16 protein-coding genes are annotated in these 19,492 nt (G+C 45.3%); 8 read left to right on the top strand and 8 right to left on the bottom strand.

What is annotated here, in order from left to right:
* Positions 1 to 136: 136 nt before the first annotated feature.
* From JAO78_RS13950 to JAO78_RS13940, 3 genes are all read right to left on the bottom strand, one after another.
* The gene (locus JAO78_RS13950) at positions 137 to 2,206 is read right to left on the bottom strand and encodes a M13 family metallopeptidase (RefSeq protein ID WP_226751980.1); all 2,070 of its coding nucleotides are present in this window, start codon (positions 2,204 to 2,206) and stop codon (positions 137 to 139) included.
* Positions 2,207 to 2,302: 96 nt separating this feature from the next.
* Positions 2,303 to 3,436 (bottom strand): polyphosphate kinase 2, encoded by a 1,134-nt coding sequence (gene ppk2, locus JAO78_RS13945; protein WP_226751979.1) that lies wholly within the window; start codon positions 3,434 to 3,436, stop codon positions 2,303 to 2,305.
* A gap of 33 nt (positions 3,437 to 3,469) precedes the next feature.
* Complete coding sequence (locus JAO78_RS13940) at positions 3,470 to 4,981, bottom strand: DUF3612 domain-containing protein (RefSeq protein WP_226751978.1); 1,512 nt, start codon at positions 4,979 to 4,981, stop codon at positions 3,470 to 3,472.
* Positions 4,982 to 5,123: 142 nt separating this feature from the next.
* Here JAO78_RS13940 and JAO78_RS13935 point away from each other — a divergent pair, with 142 nt between their 5' ends.
* Positions 5,124 to 5,618 carry an aldolase/citrate lyase/malate synthase family protein gene (locus JAO78_RS13935; protein WP_226751977.1) on the top strand — a complete coding sequence of 165 codons (495 nt, stop codon included), beginning with the start codon at positions 5,124 to 5,126 and terminating at the stop codon, positions 5,616 to 5,618.
* Between the two features lie 144 nt (positions 5,619 to 5,762).
* On the top strand, positions 5,763 to 6,398 hold the full coding sequence (locus tag JAO78_RS13930; RefSeq protein WP_226751976.1) for a hypothetical protein: 636 nt from the start codon (positions 5,763 to 5,765) through the stop codon (positions 6,396 to 6,398).
* A 51-nt stretch (positions 6,399 to 6,449) separates the two neighbouring features.
* On the opposite strand, the gene JAO78_RS13925 is transcribed toward JAO78_RS13930, so the two are convergent.
* Positions 6,450 to 6,968 (bottom strand): hypothetical protein, encoded by a 519-nt coding sequence (locus tag JAO78_RS13925; RefSeq protein ID WP_226751975.1) that lies wholly within the window; start codon positions 6,966 to 6,968, stop codon positions 6,450 to 6,452.
* A 970-nt stretch (positions 6,969 to 7,938) separates the two neighbouring features.
* On the opposite strand from JAO78_RS13925, the gene JAO78_RS13920 reads away from it, so the two are divergent.
* Complete coding sequence (locus JAO78_RS13920) at positions 7,939 to 9,693, top strand: S8 family peptidase (RefSeq protein ID WP_226751974.1); 1,755 nt, start codon at positions 7,939 to 7,941, stop codon at positions 9,691 to 9,693.
* Positions 9,694 to 10,184: 491 nt separating this feature from the next.
* Here JAO78_RS13920 and JAO78_RS16885 read toward each other — a convergent pair whose 3' ends face one another.
* Positions 10,185 to 10,349, bottom strand: a complete 165-nt coding sequence (locus JAO78_RS16885) for a hypothetical protein (RefSeq protein WP_226751973.1) — start codon at positions 10,347 to 10,349, stop codon at positions 10,185 to 10,187.
* Here JAO78_RS16885 and xdp1 point away from each other — a divergent pair.
* Together xdp1 and JAO78_RS13905 are read left to right on the top strand one after the other, a co-directional pair.
* Positions 10,270 to 11,019, top strand: a complete 750-nt coding sequence (gene xdp1 / locus JAO78_RS13910) for an exosortase-dependent surface protein XDP1 (protein ID WP_369413470.1) — start codon at positions 10,270 to 10,272, stop codon at positions 11,017 to 11,019. The two genes, JAO78_RS16885 and xdp1, sit on opposite strands and share 80 nt — an antisense overlap.
* 85 nt (positions 11,020 to 11,104) lie before the next feature.
* The gene (locus JAO78_RS13905; RefSeq protein WP_226751971.1) at positions 11,105 to 13,882 is read left to right on the top strand and encodes a tetratricopeptide repeat protein; all 2,778 of its coding nucleotides are present in this window, start codon (positions 11,105 to 11,107) and stop codon (positions 13,880 to 13,882) included.
* 66 nt (positions 13,883 to 13,948) lie between these two features.
* Here JAO78_RS13905 and JAO78_RS13900 read toward each other — a convergent pair whose 3' ends face one another.
* The 3 genes from JAO78_RS13900 to JAO78_RS13890 form a co-directional block, all read right to left on the bottom strand.
* Positions 13,949 to 15,148 carry an anhydro-N-acetylmuramic acid kinase gene (locus JAO78_RS13900; RefSeq protein WP_226751970.1) on the bottom strand — a complete coding sequence of 400 codons (1,200 nt, stop codon included), beginning with the start codon at positions 15,146 to 15,148 and terminating at the stop codon, positions 13,949 to 13,951.
* 95 nt (positions 15,149 to 15,243) lie between these two features.
* Positions 15,244 to 16,230: an alpha/beta hydrolase gene (locus JAO78_RS13895; protein WP_226751969.1), complete on the bottom strand. Its 987-nt coding sequence runs from the start codon at positions 16,228 to 16,230 to the stop codon at positions 15,244 to 15,246.
* Positions 16,231 to 16,349: 119 nt separating this feature from the next.
* The gene (locus tag JAO78_RS13890) at positions 16,350 to 17,240 is read right to left on the bottom strand and encodes a hypothetical protein (protein WP_226751968.1); all 891 of its coding nucleotides are present in this window, start codon (positions 17,238 to 17,240) and stop codon (positions 16,350 to 16,352) included.
* Between the two features lie 228 nt (positions 17,241 to 17,468).
* Between JAO78_RS13890 and JAO78_RS13885 the strand changes: the two genes are divergently transcribed.
* The 3 genes from JAO78_RS13885 (at position 17,469) to JAO78_RS13875 (ending at position 19,414) form a co-directional block, all read left to right on the top strand.
* Complete coding sequence (locus JAO78_RS13885) at positions 17,469 to 17,840, top strand: VOC family protein (protein WP_226751967.1); 372 nt, start codon at positions 17,469 to 17,471, stop codon at positions 17,838 to 17,840.
* A gap of 6 nt (positions 17,841 to 17,846) precedes the next feature.
* A complete protein-coding gene (locus JAO78_RS13880; protein WP_226751966.1) occupies positions 17,847 to 18,533 on the top strand; it encodes a cupin domain-containing protein in 687 nt (228 codons plus the stop codon).
* Between the two features lie 167 nt (positions 18,534 to 18,700).
* A complete protein-coding gene (locus JAO78_RS13875) occupies positions 18,701 to 19,414 on the top strand; it encodes a PepSY domain-containing protein (protein WP_226751965.1) in 714 nt (237 codons plus the stop codon).
* The last annotated feature ends 78 nt before the right edge of the window (positions 19,415 to 19,492 follow it).

Here is a 19,492-nt window from a genome sequence, read left to right as displayed (position 1 = left end):
ATACTCATTTTATTTATAGTGGTCCGACCAAACATACTAAAAAGCTGCGCCTGTCATACCTTGCCTCTTGCAAAGATCAAACAGGTCGCAGCCGCAGTGTAGCAGAAGTATGCTGACTTTGCTTAAGCGCGTGTGGTTACCAAATTTTTACGCGTTGCGCTTCTGGCAGATACATCGCATCGCCTTCTTTAATATCAAATGCCGTATAAAACTCAGGCATATTCGGCAATACACCAATTACCCGATAATGCGCAGGTGAATGCGGGCCGGTGCTTAATTGCCGACGTAACGCCTCTTCACGGAACTTAGTACGCCATACCTGCGCCCAGCTAATAAAGAAGCGTTGTTCACCGGTAAAGCCATCTAATACTGGCGCGTCTTTACCCGCTAATGACAACTGATACGCTTTTAACGCAACAGTCATGCCGCCTAAGTCACCGATGTTTTCGCCTAAGGCCACAGCACCGTTCACATTGACACCGGGTAAAGGTTCAAAGTTGTTGTACTGACCAATCAACTTAGCACCCCGTGCTTGAAATTGTGCTTTATCTTGTTCAGTCCACCAGTTACGTAAGTTACCGTCGCCATCGTATTTTGCGCCTTGGTCGTCAAAACCATGACCAATTTCGTGACCAATCACCGCACCGATACCACCATAGTTGACGGCGTCATCCGCTGCCATATTGAAAAATGGCGGCTGTAAAATAGCCGCTGGGAACACAATTTCGTTGTTCACCGGGTTGTAGTAGGCATTAACAGTTTGCGGCGTCATAAACCACTCGTCTTTATCGATAGGCTGGCCTAACTTACTGGTCATCTCTGCATAAGCCCAATGACTGGCTCTAACAAAGTTACCCACTAAATCATCTGCTTTAATCTCTAAGGTGGAATAATCTTTCCACTTGTTTGGGTAACCAATTTTTGGTGTGAATTTGCTCAGTTTATCCAGCGCAGCAACTTTGGTTTCTTCGCCCATCCACTCCAAGTTTTTGATGGAAACTTCATAAGCTTTAATGACATTGGCCACCAGCTGTTCCATCCGCGCTTTGGCTTCTGGGCTAAAATGCTGTTCAACATACAACTTACCGGTTAACTCACCTAAAACCTGATCAGCCGCGTCTACCGCACGTTTCCAGCGTGGCTGTTGTTCTTGAATACCACTTAAGGTTTTGCCATAGAACTCAAAACGGCGATCAGCAAAGTTGCTACTGAGTTTGTCAGCAAAGCCATTAATCGTTTTGCTGGTTAAATAATCTTGCCAGCTTTGCAGATCTGTCTGTGCAATCACTTTAGCTAATCCAGCAAAGTAAGACGGCTGACGCACAATCAGCTCATCCACGTTGTTTAATTGCATGGCCTTGGCATAGGCCTGCCAATCAAAGCTGCCCACTAAGCTGTCTAATTCGCTGGCGGCAATTTTGTTGTAAGTTTTGTCGGCATTGCGATTATCTAAACGGGTCCAGTGATGTTCCGCCAAAGCTTTTTCTAGGTTGTATACCCGCATCGCCGCCGCTTTTGCATCAGGTGCACCAGCAAGAGCAAACATATCGGTTAAATAGGTTTGATATTGATTGATGATCGTCAGCGAGGCTTCATCGTCTTTAAAATAGTAATCACGATCCGGTAAACCTAAACCACCTTGATTGAGGTAAACCGCATATTCGGTAGAATTTTTTGCATCATTATTGATAAACCAACCAAAAGGAATACTCACGCCATCACGCTGTAAACTCGCGAATAATTCAGCTAACTGCGCTTTGTCTGTTAACCCTTTAATCGCGTCTAATTGCGGCGCTAATGGCGATAAGCCTAGTTCTTCAATCACGCTTTCATTCATAAAGCTATTGTAAAAACTGCCCAGTTTTTGCTCATCCGAGCCTGCTACTAAATCGGTTTTCGCTGCAACTTGATCGATAATATCTTTGACCGCTTGTTGTGAGCGATCGGCTAATACGTGAAAAGAACCATAAGTTGCTTTATCTGCAGGGATCGGAGTTTCGGCTAACCATTTACCATTAACCGCTAAGAAAAAGTCTTGGCTAAAAGCGACGTTTTCATCAAAGTTTTGTTGATCAATACCAGACACCAAAGGTGCTGCGGCAACTTGGCTTTGTACCGTTGTTTCTGGCGTTGTCGGTTGTTTACTACAAGCCGTTAAACCTAATGCTAGCGCAACAGCGCCAGCAACGAGTGTACATTTTTTCATTCTTATATCCTGTTCTACATGGAGGTTGTGCGCATTATCTTACGCGCTATGTTCAGTGTTGCCAATTTGCGCCAATGACTAAGTTGTAACAAGGTATTAAACCGATGGCTCAGTCGACATCGCATGCTCTCCCAGTTCAAAAATCACACTGGCGCGCCCCACTAATAGCGGATCAGGCGCACAAGCCACTTCGGCATTGCGATTTTGATACGGCAAGCATTGCAATACATAACGCAACGCATTAAGCCGTGCCCGTTTTTTACAATCTGATTTAATAACTGACCAAGGGGCGTAGGACGTGTCAGTGTTGGCAAACATGGCTTCTTTTGCATGGGTGTACTCATGCCATTTGTCTAACGAGGCAAGATCGACCGGGCTCAGTTTCCACTGCTTAAGCGGATGCGCTTCACGCTCGGTAAAACGACGCCGTTGCTCGTCTTGACTGACCGAAAACCATAACTTTATTAAATGAATACCACTGCGCACTAAATGCCGTTCGAACTCAGGCGCTTGTATCATAAATTCATGATACTCATCATTGCTGCAAAACCCCATAACATGCTCAACGCCTGCACGGTTATACCAAGAGCGGTCAAACAACACGATTTCACCCTTTGTGGGCAACTCAGCCACATAACGTTGAAAATACCATTGGCCTTGCTCTGCCTCACTGGGCTTGTCTAACGCCACAACCCGAGCACCACGTGGATTTAAATGTTCCATAAAGCGTTTAATGGCGCCGCCTTTCCCTGCCGCATCGCGCCCTTCAAATAAAATCACCACCCGCTGCCCGGTTTCTTTCACCCAACGCTGCAACTTCAGTAATTCGACTTGTAAATGATATTTTTGCTTTTCATAGGTTTTACGATTTAAGCGATTGACATATGGATAACCGCCTTCGCGCCAATTGGAGGTTAATTCGGTATCGGCTTTTTCACGGCGTTTTTCACTTAAGATTGATTCTCCACGATTCAAGGCTTTGCTTAATTCAGCTAAATCGTCCGGCGAGACCCCTTCTAACATCGCCAGTAAATGCTCAGACAATTTGTCCATATCACCGGCAGCTTGAGCGGCAATAATATCTTCTATTGCCACGGCTTTTGCTTGTTGGCTGGCGGTGAGCCGATGTTCTACTTGCTCGGCAAGCACGTCATGCTGGGCTGCGACTGTGGCGTCTGGTTGTACTTTTTTAGGGGGTGGCGTTGCGGCCATCTGTGGTTTTTTGCTCATGCTAAATCCTTTGTTTCTGCATAACGTTGCGCATTATTTCGTGAGCGCAGGGCATTGATAGCAACTTGGAGAGCGAGGGCAACTACCTCCTCTGGCACAGATTAATTGTGCTGGTTTGCTCATGCTGCGACTAACCCAATTGATATTTAAAATGTTTGCCACTCGCTTTAATGTGGTCTGGATCGACTGCGGTACCACGGCCGCACCTCCATACTGCTGACACCGCGCTTTCATATCTTGTGCTAAGGCCGCAGCATCCAGCCCTTGCGCATTAAGCGCGGGGTTGAGATCAATGCCAGCACACAACACATGCTGATTGCCGGCTAAGTCTTGTACCTTGGTCGATTCGCAACAATAAATCCGTGGCTCACCTTGCACATCTAACAGCGATAATTGCGCCGAACTGCCACTGTCTTTAACCTCAAACATGCGAAACACGGCCCAATGCTGGCAAGGGTCGACCACTTGGCGCATATTGCCCCAAGGCAGAGGGATGCCATTACCGCGATACACCGCCTTTAATTTACCGGGGCTGTAAGCATCAAAGTAATGCCAATGCGGATAAGGTGACACCGCGGTCATGCGGCGCATCGCCACCGAAGCCGACACTTCTGCCTGTAAATGACTGGCAATTTCATAACCACGCCGCTCTAATAATTGCCGAAACGCTTGCTTTGGACACAACAAGGCGCCAGCAAAAAAGCTCGATTCAAAGTCACGCCACGCATGCAAAATATCTTGCGGTGCCATAGTGCTACTATCGGCAAACACATCATCATGCGCCCCGCCTACCGCCATCGCGTTTTTTACGCCATCTTTGTTATGTAAAACGGCATGGCCAATGTGCACAGCTAATTCATACTTTAAGCGAGTAGGCCACTGCTGCAAAATACGATTTAAATGTAAGCTATTGGGCGGTACAAAAAAGGAAGTACCAATATTATTAGATTTCACACCTAATTCATCAACGAGCTCGCGTGGTACTTCATCAAACCACTGAATTTTTAAACCTAACTGCTGCACAATCGCCATGAGCTCATCGACAGATAAAGGTAGACGTTTTTGCCCTACCTCTTCGGCGGCACGCTCTAATTCCGGAAAATGATTCTGGTGATGCTCCTGATGCGCCCGAATCAACAGTTGCGCAAACTGCCGACCACTGGTGCCCGTTTGTGACAACATTTCCGGGATAGCAATTTGCAAAATATCGGGGCTGAATAAAAAGCTCGGCTCTAATGGCATACCATTGAGGCCACCTTTTGCGGTCTTGGGCAGCACTAAATCTTGCTCTTCAGCCTCACCGTCTAAAAACCAATCTAAGTCTTTTTGAAAAACCTGCGCGATAACTTCCAGCATTTCGATACTGGGAACCCGTTTACCACGCTCGATCATCGATAAATAGGATACCGATGGCGCCGACTCAGGATTAACACGCACACAACGTGTCGACAGATCTTCTATCGTTAAGTTATTGCGTTTTCTCAGGTTTCTAATTTTAGTGCCCAAGAAATGTGATTTGCGGATCAAGCTTTTATTTATTTTCATTTTGTAAAATTTACACTGTGAAATTTTTATTGTGAAATTATGCTTAAATTTAATCTAGACTGTTTTTCAAGCGATAGCAAAACTATCTGCAATAAAAGCCTTATCAGAGGCTCCACACTTCGTACCCGATGAGGAAATAATTATGACGACGTTAGCCACTTCAACACAGTCGATACAAATCGATCACGATATTACGATGATCACGCAACTGAACGACAGCCATGTAAAACAGATCATGGATTACTCTAAAGGCTTTTTGGATAAAACCTTTCCTTTGGCTCACGGTTCACACAAGGCAGTAGCCAGCTATGTCGTATATTACCAACAGTTATTGGCCTTTTTTGTCGATGGCAGTACCAGTGGCTTAGCCGATCCGGCACAATTTATTGGCTTAAATGGGCATCGTGAAGCACCGGAGTCGTTGTTGCTGCAAAACCAAGGTCGCCATGTTGAATTGATTTTGAATAAAAGTGGCAGCCAAGGTCAGCGTGACCAAGCGGGTGTTGATGACATTCAATTACAAACCACCGATCCGGTATGCCATTGGTTCAGCATGATCACCGGCCGGCAAGTCAGTTGTCGTTGCCGTGGTGATAAAAGCTTCACCGCCAAAGATGGTAGCACTTATCAAATTTAACGCCACATCATGACCAAAAGCGCAGCAAATTGCTGCGCTTCGTGTTTTTAGCTTCAGGCAACCTATTCAAAAAATTGACCAGACCCGCCAATACAGCTATAAATAAACAATTATTTTTCAAATTGGCAACTTTGCGAGATGACTATGCGTAAATCACTGTTTTGGGTATTGCTTGCACTAATCGCTGTATTCAGTGCCTTTCAGGTGGGAAAGTGGGTCGGTAAAAATATGGCTCTGCCAATGCCAGATCAGTCACCTGCACCAACAACCTCAAGCTCAACGGATAGAACAACCATCCCCAATTCTGCTTTAGCAAGCACTGTTAAAGCTTTGCCTGACACGGTAAATAAAACAACGGATACACCTGAGGCTAACGATTTTACACGAACTGTTGAACCGTTCGATTTACGCCAAGTGCTGCAACAACCAGACGGCAGTACTTCGATTGAACTGAACCAAGCGTTTATGGCGCAGAGCAACGAACAGTTACAAGAGGCGATGTGGGATCTAGAGCAACACATTACACAAACCAGCAGTTATGATCGCCAAAAACGACTACAACAACGACTCCAAGCAGCACAGGTGGGGCAGCTGCAGCAACTTAATTGTTCAGACTCTCTTTGTATGGCGCTGCTAACCTTTAATGATGCGACAGCACAGAAAGCCGCAAGTCTTACTCTCGGTTTGCTTAGCCTGCAGGAACAAGGGCAATCCACTTTATTACAAAAAAACACTGCGCAACATTACGCCACTTTCTTAATTTTATATGGCTGGTCATAACCAAAAAAAACGCCTGACACTAAGCCAGGCGTTGTTTGTAGCAAACTCAAGTTATTCTGCCGTTTGCATTGCAATTTCTTGACCTTCATTGATACTGAAGGTTAAACGCTCTAAATTAGCCGCTGTTAAAGCAGAATCGTTTAAACGCACTGCCAGCATAAAGTCTTGTAATGCTGCCACTTTGTCGCCGGCTAATAACTTAATCACACCGCGGTTGTTTAACGCTAGAGCGCGCATTTCACGTTTAGCTGAACCCGTAACCGCTTTTAAGGTTGCGGCACGAAATACGGCGTTGTCACACGCTGTGGCAGCTAAGGCTAATTCGTTCATCCGGCTATAAGCGACACACAGGCTAACTTGGCCATAAAACAATTCAGTATCAGCCTGCAGCGGCGCTTGGGCGGAAGCAATGGCCTTGTCGTACTGACCTGCCTGAATATATTCAGCGCCAGGTGCATTATCAATTAAAGCCATCTTGTAGCCTGTGCTCGCGGCAGAAGCGAGCAATGGACTTGACGACAACAGTACCACCGCCATACGGGTAATAAATTTACGAGTTGAAATAGTCATGTCTGGTCTCTCCTGCAAAATTAATTTGATGTGCCACTATCGCTGGGCACGTAATAAAATTACAAGATTATGGTAATTCCGACAAACGAGAAGAAATGAATGAATAGATTAATTAAATTAATCTATAATAGAAAATCTAAAGACCGCTTCACCATGAAAAATATAAACCAATAAAATCAATATAATAAAGGCATGCCATAACAAATAAAACTAAGTGACATTTAGGTTGCCCATTATTCAAGCAATACGAAAATTAATAAAAATGTAATTTAATTTCATTTTGATCGAGCTGTTTAACCGCTCGCTCAGAACAATTTTGGAAGTTTTTTCGGCACGATATCCCTCGCTGTCGTATACCCTTGCTGATACAGGCATTGTTTTTGTAACGTGCTCAAATCAAAATTAACTGCTGAAATATTGCCTGTATTCACTACTATGGTGTTATGCCAATACTCAGCGTGGACATATTCTCGCGATACCGCATTCATAGAGGATAGGTACAATTTCATTCTTATGTTCATCAGGCATATACGCTTAACCTCACCACTATGCTGTTGAGTATGGCGCATTAGACTAGGCTGTCCAGTGCAAATCGACATAGTACTCTTTATCTGCTAATACCAAATAACTAGTTGATGTTGCTGTAATTGTGCCTTCTTTAGATTCAATTTGCTCTCCAAATGAGAAATCTATAACTATTTAGAATAAAATTCCCACGTTACAAAATACTTACAGTTTCAATTAGGCAGGCGTAGCTTATGACTTGTTCCTTTTTTTATTATGCTAAAAAAAGACCTTTTTTGGGGCCGCATACCGCTATAGCTACATAAGCAGCTCATTTTATACAGATTTTGCTGATTTACAGCTATGCCAAATTTGTCCTATTAATAATAGCGGTGTTGCGAAGTTGTCATTCATTTCGCATCACCTTACATCCAGGTAATAACAACATTATAAAAAAGGTCATACCATGCTTACTCAGAAGTTTAAATTAACGGCAATAGCCGTGCTTTGTTTACCCGGCGCGTTATTCAACGCCGCAGCGCTCGCTGAACAGGATATCGACACTTCAACTGGCCCTGTTACCCGCGTGATCATCAAATATAAAGAAACCAACACCGATACCATGCTACAGAGCCTGCCAGCCACCATTGCTCAGCAACGCAAAGCCGAACGGTTGCAAGCAAAAGCCGAGCGCTTTAGTCAACGCGCGGGTGAAAAAATAAAATTTGTGCGCAAAACGGCCTTAGAAAAACACGCGGTGTTCAGTGCCGAGCGCCGCTTATCCGCCGCGGAAACTGAGACATTACTCAATCAATTGTCCCAAGATGATGATGTAGAACTGGTCGAAGAAGACATGTTACTGCAACCGACCCTTGCACCTAATGACACCCAATATGCGAACCAATGGCATTATTATGAAAACACCGGCGGCATCCGAGCGCCAGCGGCTTGGGACAATGCAACAGGCCAAGGCGTGGTGGTTGCGGTACTGGATACCGGCTATCGGCCTCATGTCGATTTAAATGCCAATCTATTACCTGGCTATGACATGATTTCAGATGCCTTTATTGGTAACGATGGTAATGCCCGCGACAGCGATGCCCGCGATCCAGGTGATTGGACAAATGTTGGCGAGTGTGGCGGTGGTCAGCCGACGTCATTTAGAGCGTCGAGTTGGCATGGTACCCATGTCGCCGGTACCGTGGCCGCAGTCAGTAATAACAATACCGGTGTTGCCGGTGTTGCTTTTAACGCCAAGGTCGTACCGGTTAGGGTTTTAGGTAAATGTGGTGGTTATACCTCCGATATCGCAGACGGTATTATTTGGGCATCCGGAGGCACTGTCTCTGGCGTGCCAGCCAATGCGAACCCTGCCAGCGTCATTAACATGAGCTTAGGTGGTTCAGGTAGCTGTAATAGCACTACCCAAAACGCCATTAATCAAGCGCGCAGCCGCGGTACGGTGATAGTGGTTGCCGCAGGCAATGACAATGGTAATGCCAATAACTTTAATCCAGGTAATTGTACTGGTGTCGTCAACGTCGCCTCAACTAACCGCCAGGGTGGTCGGGCGTATTATTCTAATACTGGTAGCAGTGTCGATGTCGCTGCACCGGGTGGCGCTATGTCTTCTTCCAATGACCCGAGTGGCGTCTTATCTACTTACAACAGTGGTTCAACGACACCCGCCAATGACAGCTATGGGTACAGCCAAGGCACATCGATGGCCGCACCGCATGTCGCCGGTATTGCTGCGTTAATCAAGCAAGCCAAACCGAACGCTACCCCGGATCAAATCGAAGATATTCTGAAAACCTCTGCCCGAAGCTTCCCTGCAGCATGTTCAGGCTGTGGTGTTGGTCTGGTTGATGCCAATGCCGCGGTGCTGGCAGCTCAAGGAACGGGGTCGGGCGCAACGGGCAGTAGCAGTACGCTACCCAATCTGTCTGCTAGCCGCAATAATTGGTTGCATTACACAATCGACATACCTGCCGGCATGCAGAATTTCACTGCCAGCATCGCTGGAGGAACGGGAGATGCTGATCTGTACGTCAGACGCGGCGCGCGGCCAACCACCAGCAGCTTTGATTGTCGCCCCTATTTACAGGGAAACAATGAAACCTGCAGTATCAGCAACCCCGCCGCAGCAACTTGGCACATCAGCATTCGTGCCTATAGTACTTTTAGTGGCGTAACGTTGAATGTGAGCTATAATCCTTAAGTGTTAGTAAACGTGCATAACGTTACTTAACGTCAGTTTGGCAGCTTGCATTGCATGAAACATTCGAGTTGCCAAGCTTTACATTTAGCCTAGTCTATTTTTTGCTAGCGCGAGGGTAAAAATACTGATTGAAAAAGTAACAAATGATCCAGTTAGTGGTAATCGGCTTTTTATTGTGGGCTGTTCCTGCTAACCAAAGCTAACACATTGTATCTAATATAATAATGCAACAAAATATAAGATAGGCTGGTTATATATTAACTATTTTGCAGACAAACGAGCGTTGCGAATAACTTCAAATTCTCGACAAAATAGGAGCCTGATAACCGTTTTATTGTAAGAAGTGTGTCAGAAACAGTTTTATTTGCCGGCTGACACTGATAAAGATCGTCAAGAATTTTTACAGTCACGATAAAAGTTAAAACTCTAAGCTATAACTATCAACGACTTAAAGTTTGGAACGTTTCTTGCTTAATTACTGACATTATCATTTAAGAGTTAACCCTTATGCTATCAGCAATTAAAAAAATCACCTTTGGGGTGTTATGTAGCGCTGCGTTGTTATCAACTTCTGTACTGGCCTCTTCAGCTACCAGCACAACAGAAACATGGAGTTTCAAACCTGCAACAACAAAAAGTGTTTCAGGCGCAAACACAATCACGCTAACGTCAGATTTAGGTACCAATGCACTGATATCTGGCTGGTCCTCAAATTCAAAAGAGGACAGTGCAATCGTTATGTCAGCTAGAAAACTAACGCTAAGCGCGAGTAACGGCGTACAAGTTTATAGCCATGCTGATACTAACGTCTCTCCTGATCATGCGGTTGATAACAATAATGGTTTTGATTTTATTCTTTTAGAGTTCCCTAACCCAGTAGAATTACTTAGCCTAACCAATAGTTGGTTTAAAACAGACTCTGACGTATCAGTGGGTGCTTTTAACAGCAACCCATTTGCTAATACATCTCCAACTTGGCAACAAGTTGCTAACAGTGCTATACAGACTGCAAGTTATACCAACACCATCTCTGGCTCGCCGTATATCTTTGCCAATAAAACGTCTATTGTTTCATCTGAAAACATTGTTGGTGTTAGCGGTAAATTCTGGTTAATTGGTGCTTACAATGCGGCTTTTAATGGTGCTGGCTGTACGATTACCTGTTTTAATGATGCAATGAAATTTGGCAGCATTACCACCAAACTTGCCGCTCTGCCAACATCGCCAGATAATGCGCAAGATGTGCCACTGCCGGGTACCATATCACTTTTCGCCGCCGGTATTTTTGGCCTTATGTATCGAAATCGCCGCCGTACACAGCGTTAAAAAAGGGGCTTCGGCCCCTTTTTAGTTATAGTGTATTATAATTGTTCAGAACAATTTTTTGCCTGATTGCAATAAGGAACTTAGCTTGTATCGTCTTCTCTTTGGGCTGTTACTTTGTGTTTCAATGACGACCTATGCCGACAGCAGCAGTAAGTATACTTACGACAATGCCTTACAACTACACAAGCAAGGCGATAATAAAACGGCCATTATTTACCTTAGAAATGTGCTCAGTAATACGCCAGATAATCTTGCGGCACAAATTTTATATGGGCAAATTCTGCTGCAACAGCAATTATTTGCAGAGGCGTTAAACGTTTTTGAAGGCGCACTGACTGACGGTGCCGACATTAACTTAATTAGTGATGAATTAAGTTATTTGTATTTATTGTCACGGCAAAAAAACAAATTACAAGAAATGCTAAAATATGGCGAGCTTCGGCAGCCGCAAAAATTTAATTGGCTACTCGTTTCCGCTTCACTTGACCTGCAAACAAACGATCTTGAGCAAGCCCGTTCTACCCTCAAAACGGCTGCCACACTTTTTCCGCAAAATGTTAACTTATTAAATGCGCAAGCCGAGTTGGCATTAGCAGAAAAAGCTGAAGATCGCGCTGCCGAATTATTAGCACAAAGCTTACAACTGGAGCCGAACAATTCAGCAACATTACTTCAGTTGGGCCATCTAGCGTTTATTCAAAAGCGCTACCCCGCGGCCATTGCTCATTATCAAACAGGTTTAGCGCTTGATCCGAACAACCCTTTGTTATTAAGAGCGATCAGTACGGTGCAATTTTTAACTGGGCAGCTAGGTGATGCAAGAAACGCCTTAGAGCAACTGTCTAGCATGGGATTAGACGATGCTTATCTACGTTTTGCCTTGCCCATGGTAACGGCATTACAGGATAAAACAGCGGTTAATGAATCCATACAAACCTTACATGCCGATTTAATCGGTATGCCAGCAGAGTACTTTAAAGCCGAACCCGATAAGCTATTCTTGCGTGCAACACTACATTATTTAAATAATAATGAATTTTTAGCAATTGAAGATTTTAACAATTATCTACAACTCAAACCTAATGATTTAAACGCCATAGATATCGTTGCCAATTATTACATTAGAAACGAATTGGTCGGTACGGCCGTTAAATTTTTAGATGATAATAAAGCGTATATTAAAGATTATGCGCCGCTGCAATTACAACATGCGCTGTTGGCCATTAAACAACAACGCCCTTATGTTGCACAACAAATGTTAACTGAGATGCGGGCACGTTTCCCTGACAATGCCGAAATGGCCGCTTTAGATGCAGAGCTTAAGCGACAAACACTCGGCCCTGCTGCTGCATTAGCTTATTTAAGCGATAGCCCTTTTACTGCCGAACCATCAGTATTGTTAAGTAAGACTCTATTAGCGAAAGATTTGAACGATTTTCCGCGCGCACGAGACTTCGCTCAACAACTGTTGGCACTGCAACCCGAAGATCCAACCTATCGCAACATTTATGCCGGTATCTTAGTCAGTTCGGGCGATTTAACCGAAGCTGAGAAACAACTCACGCAACTACTGCAAGCAAAACCGGATTTTTTCCCTGGGCAATTAACCCAAGCAAATTTACTGATATTACAAAGAGATTTTGTTGCTGCCGCCAAGCTGCTTAAGCAGTTAATTGAACTGCAACCACAAAACGACACCTTGCAAGTATTGCAAGCGCAAGTAGAACTGCAAACCAATAACAGCGAACAGGCTGTTGAGCGTTTAGTAAAAATCGTCAATCGGCAGCATCACCGCCCCAGTCTGAATCTGTTATTGGCACATTATTTTTCGGTTAACAAACAAAAAGAAGCATTAGGCCTGATCCAACGCTCCTTGAGGCGAGAGTTTATGGCTAAAGATTTATTATTGCTTGAAGCCAATACTCTGATTACGTTAAACCAAATAACCGAAGCGCAAGAAAAAGTTAGCCAATTTGCTCAATTAGCTGACTTGAACGATAACCACTATTATGAACTCGGCCTATTACAAAAACGTCTTGAACGCTACGCAGATGCTAGTAATAGTTTTGCTACGGCCATTAAACTGGCGCCAGACAACCTCATTTATGACTATGAGCTGATTAACCTGCAACTTGATACTACTCAGTTAAAACAAGCTGAACAACGCCTGCAACAACTAGCACAACGCCAAGTGCGCTCCGCCGACTATTATCTGTTAGCGGGTATGTTAGCTGAGCAACAGCAAAACCCAGAATTAGCCTTTAAAAATTACTCTAAAAGTATTGAGCAAAACCCGCGCTTTCAACGTGCATGGGGTATGGCATACGAGTTATCCCGGCAAGCCACATTCAATGAGCGCTTTACCACTCTGGCGCAACAACACTTGCAGTTGCAACCCAACGATTTTTGGGTCAAGCGACTCTTAGCCGAGCATCATATAAATCATCAACAATGGCCTGAGGCTAGCACGCTCTATCAGCAACTCTTAGCGGCAGGCTCTTTCACTGACGATGCGTTTTTACAAAATAATCTAGCAAATGCTTTATTTACTTCCGATCCCGCATTGGCATTACAACATGCCGCAAAAGCAAACCAGTTAAGACGCAATGAACCGCTAATCTTAACGACCTATGCCAAAGCTTTGCTGCAAAACCAGCAAGCAGATCAAGCGTTAGCGGTCTTGTATCAAGCGTATGCGCAACAAAGCAGCAATAATGAAATCAATTTATTACTCGCAGAAACGCTAGTGAGTTTACAGCGCGCTACAGAGGCAAAACCTTATATCGACGCAGTAAGACAAAATGCAACTGACGCCGCCACCCGTGAGAGAGTTGCCGCATTATTAGCGCGTTTAGCGCAATAACCAGCCTGAGTTAAGCTATATCACTCGCATAACACTAAAACGACAGCATCAGCTGTCGTTTTGCTATTAATCTGCAAAACTGATTTTGCCCATGCTAATACTGGGAAAGCCTGTTGCCGCGTCGGCAAAGGGCTGCTCGCCTCCGGCAATACATTCGTTGGCTAATAAAGCAAATAACACGGCTTCTTTCGCATCAGGATGAATCGTTAACGCGGCGGTGGTCGCAAAACGAAAACCAGGTAAACCGTCTGCTAATTGTTGCATTAATAATGGGTTATGAATACCTCCGCCACTGGCATAAATGACACAATTATTCGGCAGAATAGCGTGTCGGATCGCATTAATAATACTGTCGGCACTGAAACGATTTAACGTTGCCATGACATCGGCAGCCGCTAAATTTATGGTGTGACTTTGTTGTTGAGCTTGGTGTAAATAACCCAGATTAAATAACTCAGGACCGGTGGTTTTTGGCATAGCCGCAGCAAAGAATGGCGCTTGTTGCAACGCGTATAATAAGGGTTCAGACACCTTCCCTTGATAAGCTAAATGCGCACCTTCGTCATATTGCACCGAGGGCTGTTGCTGCCGGATATAAGCGTCCATCAGCGTATTACCTGGGCCGATGTCACTACTAAAAACTTCTGTTGCCCGTAAATTGGCAGGTAACCAGGTTAAATTAGCGATACCCCCGATATTGAGCATAATGCGGTTTTCCGCAGCCGAGCTAAACAGTAAGTAATCACCATATACCGCTAAAGGCGCACCTTCTGCGCCAGCCGCAATGTGCTTTTGTCGAAAATCACTGACGGTAGTAATGCCGGTTGTTACCGCAAGATGATCAGCATCACCAATTTGTAAGGTGCCATTGCCCCAACGTGGATCCTGATGTTGCCGCTTAGGACAATGAAAAATGGTTTGGCCATGGCTGGCAATCAAATCAATATCAAGCGGCGTTAATTGCCACTGCGCCAAGCACTGCTTTACCATCTCACCATGTTGTTGGCCGATCCAGGCGTTGAGTAAGGTCACATGTTGCAGATCAACATCCCGTTTTGAAAAAACCGCGCGTACTCGCTCACGGTAATCGTCTTGATAATTCAGAGTGGTATGCTGCTCTAACACTAATTTCGTTTGAAGCCCTGCACCGCTGACACGGCATAACGCCACATCTAAACCATCTAATGAAGTACCACTCATTAAGCCAATAATGCGCCGCTCTGTTTTCGCCGCGCTCTGATAGAGTTTTTTGATATGGTTGTGCATACTTTACCTGCTATAGAACTGCTAAATATAAGCGCACTGAAAGGCTATGGTGCGAAGCTTACGAAAAAGATTGAGCACAAACGCTAGCCTTTGGTTTAACGCAATTGTGTAGCAGGAATTAACGCTAACCATTGTTGCACCCATTCGTGTTCTTGCTGGCTTATCACACTCATCAAAGCATGATGACGATCCGCAACTCGCTTTACATAAAACTGCGGCTCTTGCCAGCCAGCATAAAATTGATAAGGGGCAATTAAATCGTTATCTGCCGTTAAGATCAATGTTGGCATGGTGAAATGGGCTTTATAATGTTGCAAATCGGTTTGCGCCACGCTAACTCCGGCTTTAGCCAAGGCGAGTTCAGCAGCCTCAACGAGCTGCTGCTCTGAAAAAGCCTTGCGATACCAACGCTCACTCATGGCAACATAACCTTGCAAAGCCATATCAAAAGACTGCATCGGCGCTTGTAGCATGACGCCGGCAACCTCTTGTTTGCTTGCCAATAAATGAGCGGCACTGAGTGCGCCCATCGAGTTCGCTACAATAAGTAAAGGGCCATCACTTATGCGCTTTGCTGTCAGCTGTTGTAAAAATTCAGCATCAGCTACGCCAAAGGCAACATCACCATCACTTTCGCCATGCCCCAGCAGATCAGGCACCAAGACTTCAAAGCCTAAATACTGAAAATATAACGCACTTAATGCTAACCATTCCTTACTGCCACGATAACCATGTAACAATAACACGGTACCTTGGCGCGGTATCAGGTCGGCTCGGTTAATTTCTAATGCTAAAACACTTTTCGCCGCATTGACTTCGGCATTCATACTGAACTTTAACCGCTCAGCAGGTTCAGCCGCAGGCTGTATTTGCCAATAACGCATACAAAGCTCACTGCCAACGCAGATCTGTTGCAACTTAGGATTTAACCGCTGCAAAACTTCAGGCTTAATAGCTGGGGCAGCGTAACTTTTGCTTTGATGAATACGCTGAGCTAATACCTGCGCACAACCGACTAAACTACTAAGCCCAAGTAATAGCAAAGCCATTTTGGCGTAAGGTGTAATATGCGCTTTTAACATGCAAACTCCTTTGCGGTATATCCATTTTTAACATGCTTTTACATTAACCGATACTGCCTAAAAAATGCAAAGCAGCCCACGATGCGCATTAGGCACGTGGTCGCTATAGCATGATACCTCTAAGTTTGTGGTTGCGCCGCTAGTGCTTGGCGAAAAGCCGGTAGCGGACGCCTAACAAACCAGCGGCCCGCCTGCCACAATAAATATAACGATAACAGCGGAAAAATAAGGGTTTGCAAACTGTATAACACGATCAGTTGAATGAGTTTTTCAACCATACCATCGGAGAAGTTTTTCACCGCATTAAATAGGTCATTCGCATTGGCGGCTAATTGTTTTAACCAGGCCAAAGCACCGCTATCGGGTGCGCCTAGCGGTTGCTCCACTTGCTGCAAAGGTGCGGTTTCGGTGGTGAGCGCTAGCTCAACAACTTGACGTTGTGGTTCAATAACCCAATCTGATAACTTTACTACCCCCACGGCGGCCATCGGCACGCCGAGGCGGACCAACAATAACAAAGCTAAAAAGATCCTGAATAAATAGGTTGCTGCCTCGCGCCAGCTGCTCGGCCCAAACAAACGCACAACAGCACTGAGTAAAACACCACTACCAAATAACGGTAACGCTGCGAGCTTGCCAAACTCTAATAAAAATAACTGCAAGCCAATCGACGTCATCGCCAACACCATTAAATCGGAATAACGTACTGCCATATCCTGCAGCGGCTTTAGCATTTGTCCGGGTTTAATACTGGCCACACCCACACTAAATTGCGCTTCTGATACAAACGCAATTCCGCGGTCGATTAAACGCGCGGTGGCAAAAGAAGCACTGCTTAATAACAGGCTTCGTTTTAATAATTGCTGCGCTTGTTGATCAAGTGGCGCCAATACTGGATTGACTAACTGCTGCTGTAAACTGCCAGTGTAGAGCAAAGCCGCAAGAGCGATCAGCAAAAACAAGGCAGCAAGCCGTTGTTGCAGCCGGCTTAACGAAGTCCAAAAACGCATAGGGTGTCCTTATCAAGTCGCCTTGGCGAATACTGCTCACTATAGCCTGATCTGCCTTACAGCTATAGCGACCTCAGCACAATATTATGGCCATCGTCTACACTTAGCGAGTTGAGATAAGTCTTAGATACATTAGCAAGCATTTAATTAAATAAGCTGTGCACTATTTTAGAGAGTTTAACGTAAGATGCTTAGTGATTTCCCATTAACGAAAATTTGGAGCTATACATGATCAGTTACATTACTTTAGGCGTTAGTGATTTGAGTGCAGCCAAAGCATTTTATGGCGAGTTACTTGGCGAGCTAGGCGCTAAACCCTTGATGGATATGGAGCGCATCGTTTTTTTCGGCAAAAGCATGGCACAACCGATGCTAAGTGTTTGCGTGCCATTTAATAAAGAAGCACCAAACCCGGGTAATGGCAATATGGTGTCTTTTTCGCCGGGCTCAAAAGAGCAAGTCGATGCACTGTATCAGAAAGCCATTAGCTTAGGCGCCCACTGTGACGGTGCACCGGGCCAACGCATCCCAGGCAAGTTCTACGGTGCTTATGTGCGTGATACTGATGGTAATAAACTGTGTTTCTGTCATTTCGGGTAATACCTGATGCAAGTGAATAATGACTTTAGCCAACGGGTGGTGGTGCGACCAAGCGATTATCGTTTTGTCGCTTCGCCGCTCGCTGGCGTAAGCCGTATGATGTTGGATCGCGCCGGTGCTGAAGTGGCCAGAGCAACCAGCATTGTGCGTTATTCTGCTGGCGCAGGTTACACTAGCCATCGGCATGATGGTGGCGAAGAAATCTTTGTGCTGGAAGGGATCTTTAGCGACGAGCACGGCGACTATCCTGCGGGGACTTATCTTCGCAACCCACCCGGTTCATCCCATCAACCCTTTTCGCGTGATGGCTGCACTTTACTGGTAAAACTTTGGCAATTTGCCGCCGACGATACCACGCAACTGGTTAAGCAAACTGCCTCAGCCAGCTGGTATCAAGGCATGGTTCCCGGTTTATCTGTATTGCCTCTGCATGAACATGATGGCATTAACACCGCTTTAGTACGCTGGGCCCCTAACACACAATTTAATCCGCATACCCATCCGGGTGGTGAGGAAATTTTGGTGTTAGAAGGCTTATTCTGTGATGAACACGGCGAATACCCTGCCGGTAGCTGGCTACGCAATCCACGCTACAGTACCCACAGCCCTTTCACGCGTGAAGAAGGCGCGCTAATTTACGTTAAAACCGGCCATCTCGGCGCCAACTTGCTAGGTGATCGTTTTATCGAATAACCCAGCCCCCTAAACTGCTCTTCCTGCCCACCACACTGGTCCAACCGCACTCCGGTACAGGTATGACCACACTCAGAGACAGGTAAGAGCAGTCAATTCAAGTTAGGACTTTACAGCACGGGGTTATATCTGCTGTTATAAGTCATCATTTCTTCAGTGTTAACACTATGCTTATTTTTTGTCGTAAGCTGCATAATTGGCTTGGCTTATTGCTAGCGGTGCAAATAACGCTATGGTTTTTAAGTGGTTTAGTGATGGCTATCCTACCCATCGAGCAAGTACGTGGTGAGCATTTACGGCTTAACATAAGCGCCGATTGGCATCACGCCCAAGTAAGCCCTGCAGAACTATTACAGCAGCATAGTAACGCGGCTAACCTGAGCTTAAGCCAGCATCTTAGCCTGCAACAGCAAAAGCTAACGGTACTCCCCGTTTATGTTGTCGCCGAGCAAGATCAGCTTTTTCGCTATAGCGCGATCAACGGTGCACTATTGCCGCCATTAACCGAAACACAGATCCGTCAGGTTGCGCTTGCGCAGTATCAAGGTACGGGTCAGTTGCAAAGCACAGAATTACTGTTAACGCTGCCCCAAGAAGTGCAACAACTGCATGCCCCGCTTTGGTTGGTGAGGTTTGATGATCAGGACAATAGCCGTTTTTATCTCGATCCCGCCTCGGGCGCTATTAGTCGTGTTCGAACAGACAGTTGGCGCCTGTTCGATTTTTTCTGGATGCTACATATTATGGATTATCAAGAACGCAGTAACTTTAACACTCCGTTGTTGATCGGCTTTTCTGGCAGTGCGCTATTCTTTAGCTTGACCGGTTTTGTCTTACTGTGGCAGCGATTTCGACCACGTAAAGCGCTGCCACGCCCGTAAATGCATGAACTACGCGCCACTGGCATAGGCTCTTTTTGATCAATCGCCGAATGCGCATATTCTAATAACAACAGGAAC

This window comes from Alishewanella maricola (genome assembly GCF_016343785.1).
Lineage (GTDB): Bacteria > Pseudomonadota > Gammaproteobacteria > Enterobacterales > Alteromonadaceae > Alishewanella > Alishewanella maricola.
Note: the sequence above shows the minus strand (reverse complement) of the source record. Positions and strands in the feature narration are given on the sequence as shown.

What these genes read in the sequence shown, in the direction of transcription:
- JAO78_RS13950 (WP_226751980.1), bottom strand. Translation starts at nt 2,206, where the DNA reads ATGAAAAAATGTACACTCGTTGCTGGCGCTGTTGCGCTAGCATTAGGT.
- ppk2 (WP_226751979.1), bottom strand. Translation starts at nt 3,436, where the DNA reads ATGAGCAAAAAACCACAGATGGCCGCAACGCCACCCCCTAAAAAAGTA.
- JAO78_RS13940 (WP_226751978.1), bottom strand. Translation starts at nt 4,981, where the DNA reads ATGAAAATAAATAAAAGCTTGATCCGCAAATCACATTTCTTGGGCACT.
- JAO78_RS13935 (WP_226751977.1), top strand. Translation starts at nt 5,124, where the DNA reads ATGACGACGTTAGCCACTTCAACACAGTCGATACAAATCGATCACGAT.
- JAO78_RS13930 (WP_226751976.1), top strand. Translation starts at nt 5,763, where the DNA reads ATGCGTAAATCACTGTTTTGGGTATTGCTTGCACTAATCGCTGTATTC.
- JAO78_RS13925 (WP_226751975.1), bottom strand. Translation starts at nt 6,968, where the DNA reads ATGACTATTTCAACTCGTAAATTTATTACCCGTATGGCGGTGGTACTG.
- JAO78_RS13920 (WP_226751974.1), top strand. Translation starts at nt 7,939, where the DNA reads ATGCTTACTCAGAAGTTTAAATTAACGGCAATAGCCGTGCTTTGTTTA.
- JAO78_RS13900 (WP_226751970.1), bottom strand. Translation starts at nt 15,148, where the DNA reads ATGCACAACCATATCAAAAAACTCTATCAGAGCGCGGCGAAAACAGAG.
- JAO78_RS13895 (WP_226751969.1), bottom strand. Translation starts at nt 16,230, where the DNA reads ATGTTAAAAGCGCATATTACACCTTACGCCAAAATGGCTTTGCTATTA.
- JAO78_RS13890 (WP_226751968.1), bottom strand. Translation starts at nt 17,240, where the DNA reads ATGCGTTTTTGGACTTCGTTAAGCCGGCTGCAACAACGGCTTGCTGCC.
- JAO78_RS13885 (WP_226751967.1), top strand. Translation starts at nt 17,469, where the DNA reads ATGATCAGTTACATTACTTTAGGCGTTAGTGATTTGAGTGCAGCCAAA.
- JAO78_RS13880 (WP_226751966.1), top strand. Translation starts at nt 17,847, where the DNA reads ATGCAAGTGAATAATGACTTTAGCCAACGGGTGGTGGTGCGACCAAGC.
- JAO78_RS13875 (WP_226751965.1), top strand. Translation starts at nt 18,701, where the DNA reads ATGCTTATTTTTTGTCGTAAGCTGCATAATTGGCTTGGCTTATTGCTA.